The 13,274-nt window shown below is 61.0% G+C and carries 7 protein-coding genes and 1 pseudogene; 3 read left to right on the top strand and 5 right to left on the bottom strand.

The features are described from left to right. Positions 1-6 precede the first annotated feature (6 nt). The 4 genes and pseudogenes from GII31_RS01015 to GII31_RS01030 form a co-directional block, all read right to left on the bottom strand. A pseudogene (locus tag GII31_RS01015) lies at positions 7-282 on the bottom strand (transposase); the annotation flags it as partial. A gap of 256 nt (positions 283-538) precedes the next feature. Continuing rightward, complete coding sequence (locus tag GII31_RS01020; protein ID WP_213245972.1) at positions 539-2,881, bottom strand: GmrSD restriction endonuclease domain-containing protein; 2,343 nt, start codon at positions 2,879-2,881, stop codon at positions 539-541. A gap of 63 nt (positions 2,882-2,944) precedes the next feature. Further along, positions 2,945-7,756 carry a DEAD/DEAH box helicase gene (locus GII31_RS01025; RefSeq protein ID WP_246222045.1) on the bottom strand — a complete coding sequence of 1,604 codons (4,812 nt, stop codon included), beginning with the start codon at positions 7,754-7,756 and terminating at the stop codon, positions 2,945-2,947. Between the two features lie 108 nt (positions 7,757-7,864). Then, positions 7,865-8,959 (bottom strand): DNA cytosine methyltransferase, encoded by a 1,095-nt coding sequence (locus GII31_RS01030; RefSeq protein WP_213245976.1) that lies wholly within the window; start codon positions 8,957-8,959, stop codon positions 7,865-7,867. A gap of 132 nt (positions 8,960-9,091) precedes the next feature. On the opposite strand from GII31_RS01030, the gene GII31_RS01035 reads away from it, so the two are divergent. From GII31_RS01035 to GII31_RS01045, 3 genes are all read left to right on the top strand, one after another. Continuing rightward, positions 9,092-9,421, top strand: coding sequence for a hypothetical protein (locus GII31_RS01035; RefSeq protein WP_213245978.1), 330 nt, complete (start codon positions 9,092-9,094; stop codon positions 9,419-9,421). Between the two features lie 72 nt (positions 9,422-9,493). Next, positions 9,494-9,928 carry a hypothetical protein gene (locus tag GII31_RS01040; protein WP_213245980.1) on the top strand — a complete coding sequence of 145 codons (435 nt, stop codon included), beginning with the start codon at positions 9,494-9,496 and terminating at the stop codon, positions 9,926-9,928. A gap of 105 nt (positions 9,929-10,033) precedes the next feature. Continuing rightward, positions 10,034-10,246 (top strand): hypothetical protein, encoded by a 213-nt coding sequence (locus GII31_RS01045; RefSeq protein WP_213245982.1) that lies wholly within the window; start codon positions 10,034-10,036, stop codon positions 10,244-10,246. A 133-nt stretch (positions 10,247-10,379) separates the two neighbouring features. Here GII31_RS01045 and GII31_RS01050 read toward each other — a convergent pair whose 3' ends face one another. Then, complete coding sequence (locus GII31_RS01050) at positions 10,380-12,704, bottom strand: TPR repeat region-containing protein (RefSeq protein WP_213245984.1); 2,325 nt, start codon at positions 12,702-12,704, stop codon at positions 10,380-10,382. Between the last annotated feature and the right edge of the window lie 570 nt (positions 12,705-13,274).

Consider the following 13,274-nt stretch of genomic DNA (forward strand, 5'->3'; position numbering starts at 1 on the left):
TCACCATTTTCCCTTGGCGATCTCCCGGAGTGCGTCCTTCTCGAGTTCGGCGTCGGCAAGCAACCGCTTGAGTCGGCTGTTCTGCTCGCGAAGTTCTTTAAGTTCCTTCGCGGCATCACTGTCCGTACCGCCGGACTGGCGGCGCCAGTTGTACTAGGTGGCCGCCGACACCTCAAGATCGGCCGCGATCTCCTCACCGGTCTTACCCTCCGCCGCCAACTCATCGGCCCGGCGCAGCTTGCGCACAATGTCCTCCGCCGAGTGACGCTTCCGTCCTGCCATGTGCCTCATCGTCCCTTCTCTGCCCTCATCGGGGCAATCAGGACTCTAAAACAACCCGGACCGGCTCAAGGGGGACACGCCATTCGGGCTACATCGAGCGAGTAAAATCGGTGCAGATTGAGAAGATGCATGGAAAGGGGTTGGCTTTCGCATTGCGTGCGCAGAGCCTGAAGAACGGCGTCTACAACGATTTCAAGGGGTTTTGTGAACTCGTCGGTTTAGACAACCGACTTGCGGGTTCAGGCGCGCCTCGATCTCAGATCTTTGGTGCATCGAACTGAGACAGGCGATCACGTGCCCTCTGGATGTCGTCCTCGGGGAGTAGCTCGGAGAAGCGCGGGCTGACCACCAGAGACTCGACGGTGAGGTCGAGGCGGCCCTTCTCCCATAGCACCGAGAAGCCGTCGGTGACCGTCGGTTTCTGCAGGATCTGATGCGCCGCGGCAACCCCACCCAATTCCGCTATCATCGCACGGAGCTGGGTGGGGTTGTAGCGGACTTCTTTACGGCTGCGTTCACAGATGCCGATCATCGCCTCGGTGAACTCAAACTCAAGAGGATCGCCCTGACCGGAGGCCCGGTCGACCGCCGCGACATCGCCAGGCTCACCGTCAGGATCGGGATCGGGAGCGCGGTGTCGTCCATCCCGCTCGACGTACAGCTCAACAGTGTGTTCGTCTTGTCCCCGGTTGAGATCCTTCTGCCCGAAATCGCGGAGAGAGTCGATGGAGGTGAAGACCTTGTACCCGAGCGCCGCGAGACGAGGCAGATCGGCATCCTCTGGATCGAGTTCGAGCACCAGTGGTTCACCGATACCGGGCTGCAGTCCATCGGGCCAGTACGCCTCGGCAACCGCCAGCGGGACGCCGGTGTCGGGGTCGTTGATCTCCGTGTCGGTGAGAGGCTTCGAGGCGCCGAGGTCGGTGAGTTCGGCAATGAGCGCGCGGATCTGACCGGTGCGGGGATCATCGAGATCCTCGGTGTCGGAGATCTTGGCGGGCTGGTCACGTCGGGCGATCGGACCGGTATCGGGCAGGGTGCCGTTGAGCAACTCCTTCATGAACTCCTGAGCCGCGGTGGCCAACAACCGGCGGCGCGCTTTCAGGAATTCAGGGTAACGATCAACCGACCACAGTGTCGGGTCCGTCGGAATCCACTGGGATTCGAGGACTCCGGGATGATCATCGGCGATCTCCTGCAGGTAGTCGGCAGGTGCCCGCTTGCTGTAGGCGGCTGTGGTGTCGGGGGCAACGAAGCAGAAGTTCGCGATCGCGTTCACCTCAGACCGATCGAACTTTCCCCGGAGAAGCGCCTTCGGAAAGATGTGGTGCAGTTCGAGGTGGGTTTCACTGTTGCTGGTGGAGTCTCGGAGAGTCGCGCCGCTTCGCAGGTCGCGGGTTTCCGCGGTCCGGGTCAGCAGGTACAGCATCGGGTAGAAGCGGGAACCCTGTGTCGACCCGGTGAAATCCTCGGCCTTGATGGTCAGCGATCCACCGCGCCAGAGACGGAGCTTCTTGATGAGGTTGTCAATGCCGCCCTGCCTGACGTTCTCATAGTCCTTGGCGACCATCGACTCGACAGAACCACCGAACCGACCCCAGAGTGCGGCGTTGATGTACCAGTACAGAACCTTGTCCTGTTGGGCCTTGTCGGCGAACGTCCCGCCGTTCTTCGACAGCAGCAGGTTGATCACGGGTACGGCATACCGGCCCATGAGGACCTTGTCGTGGTCCAGGCCCAGCCGCGCGGCCGCGGTGTCGAGGAAGAGATTGATGTTGTCAACGGACCCTTTGAGGCTGGCCCGGAATTCCGGGGCCTTCACCCCTTCCAGGTAGGAGAACTCGGACTTCTGGACTGCGAGCCCGGTGATGTTCCGCAGTAGCCAGTCGAGGGTGAAGTTATACCCTTCCTTCGACCAGAGATTCAGGTGGTTCCGCATGGTCTGCCGGGCCTCCGGCCACTCCGCACAGATCCTGGCCAACGCGAGGTCGCCACGCGACAGCTTTGTTCCGCCCGAGTTCACCTTGTTGAAGATGTCGACGACCTCGTCGACGCTGATGCTTGGGCGGGCGACCTTCTCGATGTTGAAATCTTTGTCGCGGATCTGCGTGAGCGCATTCAGGCGTTCAAGGTACATGGATGCCTTCTCGGGTTGGTCCTGGAACTTCGCGAAGAACGGTCCTAGACCGGAGTTGAAAAGTGCGCTGACATCGACCCAGGTCCGGTCCCCCTTCATCCGAGATGGCTGATAGAAGGCAAACTCCTCGGAGTCGACGTTGAAGTGGAGACCGAGAAAGGCCTCAGCGTTGCCCTCGAAGAACGGCGGCTGAGTACCGCGTAGCACGCCGTACAGTGAGGTGATGCGTTGTTGGCCGTCGAGGAGCAGGTTACGGATACCGCCGCCGGCGACACCGCCGCGTACAGACACCCTATCCGCCGCCGTCTCCCACATCAGCAGACTGCCGACAGGATATCCCCGATACAGGGATCGAAGCAGGCCGCGCACCTGGTCTCGGTTCCACACGTACCCACGCTGGAACTCGGGCAGCAGGACGGTCCCTGCGTCTACCTCGTCGAGCAGCGTGGACAGCTTGGTCATAGTCAGCCTTTCCATAGAGGATGGTGAGGCCGGCCACAGTCGGCCCTACCTGACCAACCATAGTCAGCGACGCTTCCATAGGTATTCGAAGTCCCCGAACGCGAGCTTGCGGCGGAAGTTGACGATGTTGTCCTTGACGTCGAGGATCTGGCACTCGGCCTTACCGCCGTTCTTGACCCCGCGTAGACCACGCCCGATCATCTGTTGGTAGATGTTGGCGCTGTAGACCGGACGGGCGATCACAACCGCCCGCGTAGCAGGGGCGTCGAAGCCTTGCGACAGGACGCCGTAGTTGGTGATCACTCGGATCTTCTTGTTGCGGAACTCCTCGATGAAGCGCCTGCGGTCTGCCGCCGGGGTCCCCGCGTCGATCGCCACCGACCGGATCTTCTTGTCGCTGAGCTTGGCGGCCAGGACCTTGGCGTGATCGACTGAGGTGGCAAAGACCAGCACCGGCCAATCCCTGGGCATCCCACTGATGTGGTCGATCAGCATTTGATTACGCGAGTCGTCGGCCGCGAGGCGACGCTCAGCACTCTTCGGTAGGACGCCTGTGACACCCATCTTGTCGAGTTCTGCGAGTTCGTCTTTGGTGAGTTCAAGGTTGGCACCACCCAGCTCGAGATGCTCCACGTGGGAGAGGATTCCCAGCTCTTGGAGACGGCCGATCGGATTGTCACCGAGCACGCCCTCATCCAGCCTCCGGTTCCCGAACCGTTTGGCCAGAAGTTCCGTCTTGTTCTCGTCGTTCCTGAATGGTGTTGCTGTGAGCCCGACCAAGTTCCGGCGCGTCTGTCGGCGGGTGATGCTGAGGCCGAGATGCTCAAGGAGCTTCGTGTACTCGGGCGCAACCGCAACGTGAGCTTCGTCCACGATCACGAGTGAGGCATTGCGTAACCACTCGTACTCATCGGTGTGGAGGCAGACCGTCAGTTTGGCGTCGGTGGCCACGACGAGATGTGGGCGCCCCGTCACCGGGGTTGAGGAGTTGTTGGACCACAACCTGTCGACGACCAGATCCTCCACGGGTCCGACATGCTCCCAGACGAACCTCCACGATTGGACGGCCTGTTCACACAACTCCGTGGTCTGGGCAATCCATAGGATCGGGCCGTCCGGGACGCCGTTCTCACGAATCCACCGGATCACGGCTTCTGCTGCGACTCGGGTTTTTCCTGCGCCCGTCGGCAGGCTGAGCATTGCCCTCGACGGCAGCGGCTCAGATAGGAAGTCGACGAACCTTCGCGCCACTTCGTCCTGATATGGGTGGAGGGCAGGGAAATCAACCGGGCCACGGGCCTCTTCGCGTTGCGGTGGTGCGGTTGTGCGGGCGCCCGCGAAAGACTCGGGGAATTTGAGGTCGGCCACGAATCGGAGTGCTTTCGAGGTGCCGTCAAACTTGGTGGGCGCAGAAGACGGGAATACCGCCCGGATCTCGTTTGTGTACTTGCGAAGTACGGCGTCGTCGTAGGCGTTGTAGGCGAGTTCGGCGATGCGCTGAGCATCAGGCTCCATCCCGGACTCGTGGGTCTCTGAATCGATGAGTCCTTCGGGCAAGCCGGCACGAAGCTGGTCGGCGTCGAGCATCATACCCAGCTTAATGGGAGGCGATTGCTCGGCGGCGATCTTGTCGATCTTGTCACGTCGTTTCACATCGGCAAGGAGCTGTTCGTGGAATCTGAGGAGTTGTTCACACTTGCCGCGCCCCAGCTCGAAGTCCAGCTGCCTATCGACGGTCGCCATCTGATCGAGTGTCGACAGTCCCGCCGGTATCAGCACGGTGTCACCGTCGACAGCTCCGCTCAATGGCTTGAGTGTTGTGCCAGAAGGTGTTCGGGTGACCTCATCGAGTTCTGAACATTCCTGAACAGAGTAGATGCGGATTGCCTGTACCCCTGGTCTTTTGTTGAACGCGGGAAGTTTGTCGGCCAGAGGGAGCGGGTCGCCTGCGGGGACCGCTCGTACCTCCTTTTCTATCACATCGCCGTAACGGAGCATGCCCCACTCCTCGACCATCACCTTGGCCTGTGGTGCATCGATCTCGTCGGCGACCAGAATTGCCGGCTGTTGTTGTGCCACGAGCTCGTTGAATTCCGCCTGAGTAATGGCGACAGCGATATCGCGGTCGGGTCGCATCGCCCACTTCGACCCGACCCGGCAGCGAACCTCCGTTTCTTGGTTGATGAGATCGGCTGCAACACGGATCAATAACGCGTACGACGGCCCTATGAAATCATCATCTTCACTCTTACGGACCCGGTCCAGCAGTCTCGACCACTCTGTAGAATGAATGTCTTCGACAGTGGAGCGCAATTTCAGCCGCTGGGAAATCTCCGTGGATACCTTCGCGACGGGGAGGAAATCTGAGTACTTTGCCAGTTCCGGACTGACTGTGTCTAGAACCCTCATCAGGCCGAGGCTGGTGTCGACGTAGCCGTGCTGCTGGTACAGCCACCGAATGGGAGACACGATCTGTGAGCGCGTATTGGCTTGTTTGCCGACTTGGCGAGTCCAATTCACAACCAATCCCTCAACCGGGGTGGCGGAGATAAAGGCAGCTCGACCTTCCTTGGACAAGGATTTGAACCTGTGGAGCGGGCCGGCTATCGCGCCACCTTGGAGCTCTAACGTCCCCTTCTGGACCCGACGGCTGGTGCCGGATAGTGAATCACAATACTGCTTATACATCGCGTCTCGGTACTCTTCAAACCACGTTTGACCATCGACGGGCAGGTAACCAGACTCCGGCCGGTCTTTCAATCCGAGGCTACGCAGAATCGACTTGTCGTCGGCGTGGAATTTCATGTCGACGGCAATGTTGGCATCTCGGGAGCCATCGCCAGGTACAACCGGGCCGGGAAACATGCACGATGAGATGGGTAAATATTCACCTGCAACAGTTCTCACTTTGATGTCGCTTGCCGGGTTGGCAACCCGATCGGTGATAGCGCGGTACTGACTCGCCCCGCCCGACTCTCGGAGCAGATCCCAGAATCGACGCCAATGGTTGCCGGTGTAGTTGCGGAAACCCTGATCGAGGACGCTACGGAATCTTCCGTCGGCGTCGGCCTCACGGATTCCTAATGAATCGAGCGTGTGAGCCATTGCGGCGTCATCGGTGATCGCGTCGTCCAGGTACACAAGGTCATCACGTAGCTCGTCGTCGGTGGTCCGCCGGAAAATATTACCGGGGGCCGGGGCGACCATCCGGCCCTTATCGGTCAGTGCGATACGGGCCGACTTGGCCTCGTCGATCGCCTTGGGATTGCCTGCCAGGTCGTGCTCGATCAGCTGTTGAAGGACACCGAGTGCAGCCTTGGAGGCCTCGGGCGTACCGTCGGCTGCCAGTGCTTCGAGCCAGGCAACCACTGATTCCGGACCCCGACCGGGGACCTGCTCCAGGATGTGGTTCAGTTTTCCTCGCCGATTACGGTCAGAGCTGACCGAGTGGTGAACCCAATCCTTTGGTCTATCAGTGTACTCGGCCCAGAGTTTGAGTGTCGCGAAACTGACTTCGACAGGTGGAATTTTTAGATCGGCCGGGCGCTGCAGATTTCCGTCCTGATTGGGAATCGAAGGACTGACGGCCGCCAGACGCCAGATGTTTCGTGTCAGGTACAGACACGCCCAGTTCGGGGATTCTGATTCACGCGGTCGTCCAGGTAAGAGTGTGAGGTATGCGGCAGGATCCTCGGCGACAACCAATTCAGGAAGGGAATCAATAACCAACTGGGAAGTGACGTCCAACAGTTCATCGTTGAGAGCGGCGCCTTCGAGCAGGTTCTGCCGGTCTTCGTTTGTCTTCCACGCAGCGTTCACGACACCGCTCAGTGTGGTGGCGTACTTTGTGGGGAAGTACGCCCAGAACTCTCCCCGCTCGGTTGATACCTGTCGGATTTGCTTATCTCCGGTGGGATCAACCCGATAATCGGGAACTGCCCAGGAAACCTCAAGTATAGCGCGGTCGTGGAGTTCGCCGGCATGAGCCCGAACCTCATCGGGAACGGTGTGCTCGACACTGAAAACCCGGTAACGGTCGAAGGCGTCCTTGCTGCCACTGGTTGAAGTATGGACAATTGTCAGTGGCGACATTTCGCTGACCCGCATGGTACGACGAAACGCCGGGAGGCTGCGCTGGTCCTCCAGTACGATTGTGCCTACGTGAGGCGAGAACAGTTGGAACAGTGAAGGGAACTCATCAACGTGTGCTGTGTTACGGACAGCTTTACGGTTGATGTTTCCCGCGAGGTTTTTGGCTGCTCCTGGGATGAGCGGGAGACGAACCACCGTCGACGCCCAGTTCAACAGTGAGTCCAGTATCTGGTCCTGTCGTCGTTCCGCGACCATGTCGAGCTCACGTGCCAGTCGAAGCACCGGTGTATCGGTTACATCAATCGGCGAGCGGCCTCGGCTTCCCGTACCACCGGCGACTGCTTTGCGGATCAGGTCTGCCGACCAGTCGGCGTCGAATCCGAAGGAGCCGGACGTACTGAAGAACTGGGGGGTATGGCACACGGAAAGTACCGACTTCACGCCGACACCGAACCGCCCGATCTGTCCACCACGCTTGCGAGACACCCCCATTCTCAGGATGGTGTCCGCACCCTCTGGGGCGATCGGATTGCCCTCGTTGGCGCAATACAGGTGAGTGTCGGTCAGAATGACTTCGATACGTCCACCACGGTAGGGTTCATCGCGCAACTCGTCGGCTGCGTTCTGGACCAATTCGAACAGTTGGCGGTCACCGTATCCGCCCTGGTGGATACGTATCTCACTGTTTGCGTCCTCCTCGACGCGGGCCGGGTTGAGGGCGTATGTCTTCAGGGCGAGTTCGGTCAGGTCGGCAACAATCGCATTGACGGTCTGCTTGCTCATCCGCATACCCTCCATAGGGCTCCCGGCCGTGCGTTACGTACCGCAAGGCCTGCACAGTCGTGGTTACCTGATCACAATCTCATGTGGGTGTGACACGGTGCCCAGCGGCTACATCAGACGACCGTGGGACTCGGTCCAGGGAAGCTTGACGACGGCATCGAGCCGGGCCGCGTCGACGGGTATTCCCAGCGCGGCCGACAGCACGTACACGCCCAGCCTGGGGGGTATGGCATTGCCGATCTGCTGCCCGATATCGACGCCTGACCAGGGGAAATCGTGGGGAAAGGTCTGGAGAACCCCGGCTTCCTGATTACTGAAACGGGGGAGATGGTTCCCATCGGCATCGAGGATGCGGTTGCGGCGCACCTTTCCCGTGATCGTCGCGGAGGGCTGGCATGAAGCCCGCTCGCCGCGTCGCTTCGGGTTGCCGCCAGAACCATAGTTCGAGACCACTCTGAATGTCTTTGGACGTTGTGTCCCGGGCATCGCAGCAAGTGCTTGGCCCATGCTCACCCAGCGCTGCTGGTCGAGGGTGTCCTTGGAATGCTGGCCTCGGTAGTGTCGGGCATGAGTTGTGCCAGGAAGCTCGGGCTGAATCTCCTTGTTGGCAAGTAGGATTGCCCGTCGTCGAGATTGCGGCACGCCGTACTGCTCGGTGGCGAGAACGCCGGATATGGTTTTGTATTCCATATCCTGAAGCACCTGCTCCATCGCTTCCCAGACGGGAAGGACGGCCGGCACCTGTTCTAGGACGACAACGTCGTACGCCTTCTCCGCTTCCTGTGCCTCAATTGCCCAGCGCAGTGGCTCGAGGACCAGCCCGGTGCGTTCATCGGTCAGGGTGTTCAGGTCGTCAGATATGTCCTCACGGGCACCCAGTCGTTTGACGAAGGTCAGGACCTCGGCAAGTGCCTCGCGGCCTGATCCGGTGCCTGCGACCGTATAGGTCTGGCATGGGGGTCCTCCGGCGAGGATCGACGCACCCTCGAATCGTGAGGGCCCGAGCTCGCGAACATCGCCGGGCTCCGTCGCGATGCGGGCGGCTTTACGAGTCGCGAGGGCGCCCCTGTCCCACTCGACGCCGATCGCCGAGATCCCCAGCCAGTGCGCAGCAACGTCGAGCCCGCCGGGACCTGCGAAAAGATCGACCATTTGATACGCAGGGTCAGGTCCGACGGCCCGGACGTCCGGAGTGGAACGCATGTGCGACGACTCTACCGGCACGGGGCCTTGAGCGGAACTCAGCGGAGTGGCCTCCCGGAAAACACCAGGAGTGACGCTGTGTCGACCGTCCGACTACTGGTCAGGTACCGGATGTCGACGTACGGTTCTTGAGTGTTTGAGATCAAGAAGATTGTGGCCGCTGCGATCGCCGGCGCCGCTGTCCTGATGGCTGTCAGTTCCACCGCGACGGCGCCCGCAGATGCCAGCCCGCTGACGCCCGCCTGTGTGTTCGCGCAGAACTTCGGGTCCTCAGAGCTCGGCGGTCCTGACTGTGCTCCGTTGCGTGCCTACAAGCACATCGGCCCGTACGCCACGAAGGATCGCTGTGAGGATGACAAGGTCCGCCAGCAGATTCGTGATAAGCGTGCACGGATGGTCAGCTGCAGCCAGGGACGCGACGGCTATTACTACATGACGCTGTTCGGCGATATGGGCCGCTGAGTGGCTTTGTCGTAGTCAGCCGTTACACTCCGCACAAACGCCGAGAACGGCGTACAAGCGTACGGAGAGTGCATGGCCCTCAAGGGATTTGTGGCAGTCGCTGTCGCTGCCGCAGCGGTAGCGACGCCGACGATGGTGATCACTGTGGAAGCTGAGGCTTCGCCTGGTGCTCGTGTGGTGCTGTGGCCGGATCGTCCGAGCGATTGCCCGAGTCGGGTATGCGCCGAAGGTGGGTGGGTAGTTACCGGTCCGACGCTCAAGGCCGTGCTTGCGGGCGTCGACAAGTGGCGCCTGGGATCCACCAAGAAAGTTGCCATCGACACGTGTGTCGCGGCCGGTAACGCTGTGACGCGAAAGCAGTGCGACGACATGGGTTTCCAAGCGGTTTCGCAGATGATGACCGTTAATCCCGAATGGATGCGTGCACACATCAAGACAAATCCCAACACCCGTGCGGCGGCCTCAGGCTGGGTACAGGGGCAATGGTGGCAGAATGAGCCGGGCTGAACCCGCGTGCTGATCGCATGGCCAGGGAGGTAGCGCCGGGACTGGCGACTCCGACTCCTCAGCGGGTTAGGGTGGGCTGACCAGCTGCTCCGATCGGAGGGTCCCATGGCCACTGACAGCGACAATTCGCAGGTCCTCGCCGGCCAGGAGTATCAGCGGGTGGGCACCCCGGGCGGGATTCCTGTGCTGGTGCATCACGGGTTGGTGGCCGGGTCGGCGATCGCACCGTGGGCGGCGGAGGCTGCGGCGGCTCGGGGGATCGAGCTGATCGGGGTGGCCATCACAGTGGGATCGGGCTGGTCAACGATCCGGCGGTGATCGCCGAGTACGGGGAGGAGTCGCGGCGGGCGTTCGAGTTCTTCCGGAGTTCCGATCTGGACGCGGTCCGCGAGTTCTGGAACACCACGCTCAAGCGGTCACTGGAAACCGAACCGGCGGACAGTGCATTCCGTCACTTTTCGCAGGTCTGTTCACCGGACTCCTCGTCACCCCCTCGGCAGTCCGCCTCGACCATCTCCTCTCCATTTTCAGATGTGGCTTTCTGGCCGTCCGTGTAGAACGTATTCCATTGGGTTGCATAGGGAACACCGTTGTCTGTGACTTTGCTGACCGCGCGTATCAGCATGTTCCTGGATTCATGGTCCTTCAGTGCCTTGTCCCAACTCAACTCGTTGCCATCAAAGATCGAGGGAAACGTCGTTCTGAGCCATTCTGTCCCGGCTTGTTCTGAGTATCCTTTGAGGATAGCGAATTTGAACGCATACGGATCGGAGAGGGAGGCCAACTTCTTGGGATCGGTGGACTCACCGGTGGCGTCGTCTTGGGTGGGTTCGTGCCCGAGTACCCAATCGGTGACCGGTTGCTGTAGCAGCGGCTCGAGCACGGCCGTCGCCGGGAACAGCCAGCCCGCATCCTTGACCACGGAGTAGATGAGCTTCTGCTGGTTGTACTCCTCCTTTTGTTCGTCATACATCGTTGCTATTGCTCTCGCGCTGCCGTCGGTCATCGCCTGGTTCAGCATTCCCGCCCGCTCTGCCAACGGGGCATCCGGGTTGATCCCGTACTGATATGCCATCAGGTTCTGCCACTTGGCGGCCTCGACGTTCATGATTTTGGCGGCTTCCGGATCGGTATTCAGTGACTGGAACACTCGTTTGAGTTCGTCGGAGTTCAGGTACTGCACACCGTGATCCGGAATGCCGGCCAAGCCCTCTGCGCCCACGTAACTGCCCAGGTACGGGTGAACCGCGTTCGCGAAGATCCGGGCCAGCCCAGGGGTGTTGATCCCGAGCTTCTTGTTGGTGTCGAGGTACTCCTCCGAACCGAGGTAGCTTCCCAGCGAGGTGGCCGCGTCGCGGGTCAGGGTTTTGGTGAAGGGATTTGTGGTGCCGGCGTCATCGCCTATCCAGCTGAACATCTGGTTCAGGCCGCCGAGATGATCGCCCCAGCGATGCTCGCTCAGTCCCGCCAGATGGTCGTTCGCGTTGTAGCGTCCGCCGTTGTCACAGGTGACGTCCATGTTCTTGCCGGTGATGAAGTCACGTGCGGCGATCTTGTCCTCGCCGGCGATCGTCAGCGTGTCGGACATGAACTCGTTGAGCTCGTCGGGCGCCATCTGCAGACCGTTGCCCATCGCGTGGCCGGTCGTCTTGGTGGCCCGACTGATCTCGGAGACCTGCTTGGCCAGGCCTCGGTTGATGTCCGAACCCTGTATGTTCTTGTCGCCCGCGCCGATGAAGGTGGACAGATTCCGGAACCCATCCAGCCTGTCGATCACGGTGACGCGGTGATGGGTCCCGTTCTCGTCGTGATATGTACCGCTCGTCTTGGTTGTCAGATTCGACGTCAGCAGACTTCGGATTTCCGTCGGCACTTGTGCCATACCGCCGTGATCGCCCGATGCGGTGCGCAGACCCGGACATCCCATCAACTCGACGGCGGTGGCCAGGTTGGTCCGGGTCGCCGGGCCTTGACCGTCGCTGAGCGCGAGGATCTCCTTCATCGTCAGGCCGTCCATGTCACGGTTGATCTCCCGGAGGAAGTCGAATTCGGCCTGCGAGATGGCGGTCGGTCGGCCGACATTCAGCCCGGCTGTCGTCCGGGGGTCGAGGTCGGTGGTGGCGGCGGCGAGCACGCGCCGCTCGAAATCGGTCAGCGGTTCACCCTTGACGAGCTTGTCGCCGATTCGGTCTCCGATGCCGCCGCCGATCGCCGATGACACGGGAGTCAATCTTTCCAGGGCCGCGCTGTGGGTGGTGATCGCATCCGCGCACGTGGTGTCCTGATCGGCGAGTGTTTGGGCCAGCGCTCGGAGCTGAGCCGTCTCGGTCTCGGCGATCTGGGCGCGTCGCTTCATCGTCGCGGTGACACTCGTGGACTCCTCCGCGTCCCCGGAGCCCTCACCTTCGGCTTGGGAGTAGTCCTCACCATCGGTGACCTGCCAGTGATCGCTGACGACAAACTTCTGCTGTTCACAGCAGAGCGCCCGCAATATCAACGAGTTGGCGGTCCCCGACATGCAGATCATTCCCGACGAGACGGCTTCCGAGAGATCTTCCAGTTCGATGGCCGCCCGCCGAAACTCGTAGTACTCGTCTTCGGCCCGGAGTTCGGCGGCGTTGGCCCCCTGGCCATCCCAGTCGAGCCCTGCGATCGTGGTCTGGATTCGTTCGCCGTCAGATTTGATCTGAGCACCGAGATCGAAGATCCGCTGCGCGGCCGTCGCCAGGAGCTCGAACCGGAACGCATTCACCTGGGTGCGTGTTGGAACAGCCATCAGCGATGTCCCGTCGAAACATCCGATGACCCGTTGAAATCGCCCAGTGCGGCAACTCGTTTCGAGGCCTGCTCATCGGTACCGGAGAACGTGTCCGCTGCCGTGGTCAGTATGGAGACCCACGCACTCAAGCGTCCGCCCACCACGTTGTGGGCCTGCTCGCATGAGTCGGCGGCCGTATTCATTGCCACTGCGGTGGATAGTCCGGTCACGCCCGAGGCGCCGTTCCGGATCGTAGCCGCACCACCATGGTTCGGATCAGATCCGGGTGCGCCCATAGTAGGGACCGATCCCGTCGTCGGCGAAGCGCCGATCACCCTGGCGGCAGCACGTAACGAATCCGGATCAACACGCGTCACCAGAACCCCCCTGTAATGTCCACTCACAGCGGCGGATACACGTCCGCTGTGCTCGTTCCCGGAATACAACCAAACCCCCCTGCGGTCTGACCCACAACGAATAGCACGGGAAAATCCACCGCAGAACATCCGAGGTTCATCACCTGTGGACAGGTTTGCGCCGCTGCCTTTGCGCAGGTGCTGGCATCGTGTGCATCGAGATCAAGGGCGG

The organism is Gordonia pseudamarae (genome assembly GCF_025273675.1).
Classification (GTDB): Bacteria; Actinomycetota; Actinomycetes; order Mycobacteriales; family Mycobacteriaceae; genus Gordonia; species Gordonia pseudamarae.

Excerpts from the sequence above, each read along its gene's own strand:
- GII31_RS01030 (WP_213245976.1), bottom strand. The coding sequence starts at position 8,959 with ATGCGTTCCACTCCGGACGTCCGGGCCGTCGGACCTGACCCTGCGTAT.
- GII31_RS01020 (WP_213245972.1), bottom strand. The coding sequence starts at position 2,881 with ATGACCAAGCTGTCCACGCTGCTCGACGAGGTAGACGCAGGGACCGTC.
- GII31_RS01050 (WP_213245984.1), bottom strand. The coding sequence starts at position 12,704 with ATGGCTGTTCCAACACGCACCCAGGTGAATGCGTTCCGGTTCGAGCTC.
- GII31_RS01025 (WP_246222045.1), bottom strand. The coding sequence starts at position 7,756 with ATGAGCAAGCAGACCGTCAATGCGATTGTTGCCGACCTGACCGAACTC.
- GII31_RS01040 (WP_213245980.1), top strand. The coding sequence starts at position 9,494 with ATGGCCCTCAAGGGATTTGTGGCAGTCGCTGTCGCTGCCGCAGCGGTA.
- GII31_RS01045 (WP_213245982.1), top strand. The coding sequence starts at position 10,034 with ATGGCCACTGACAGCGACAATTCGCAGGTCCTCGCCGGCCAGGAGTAT.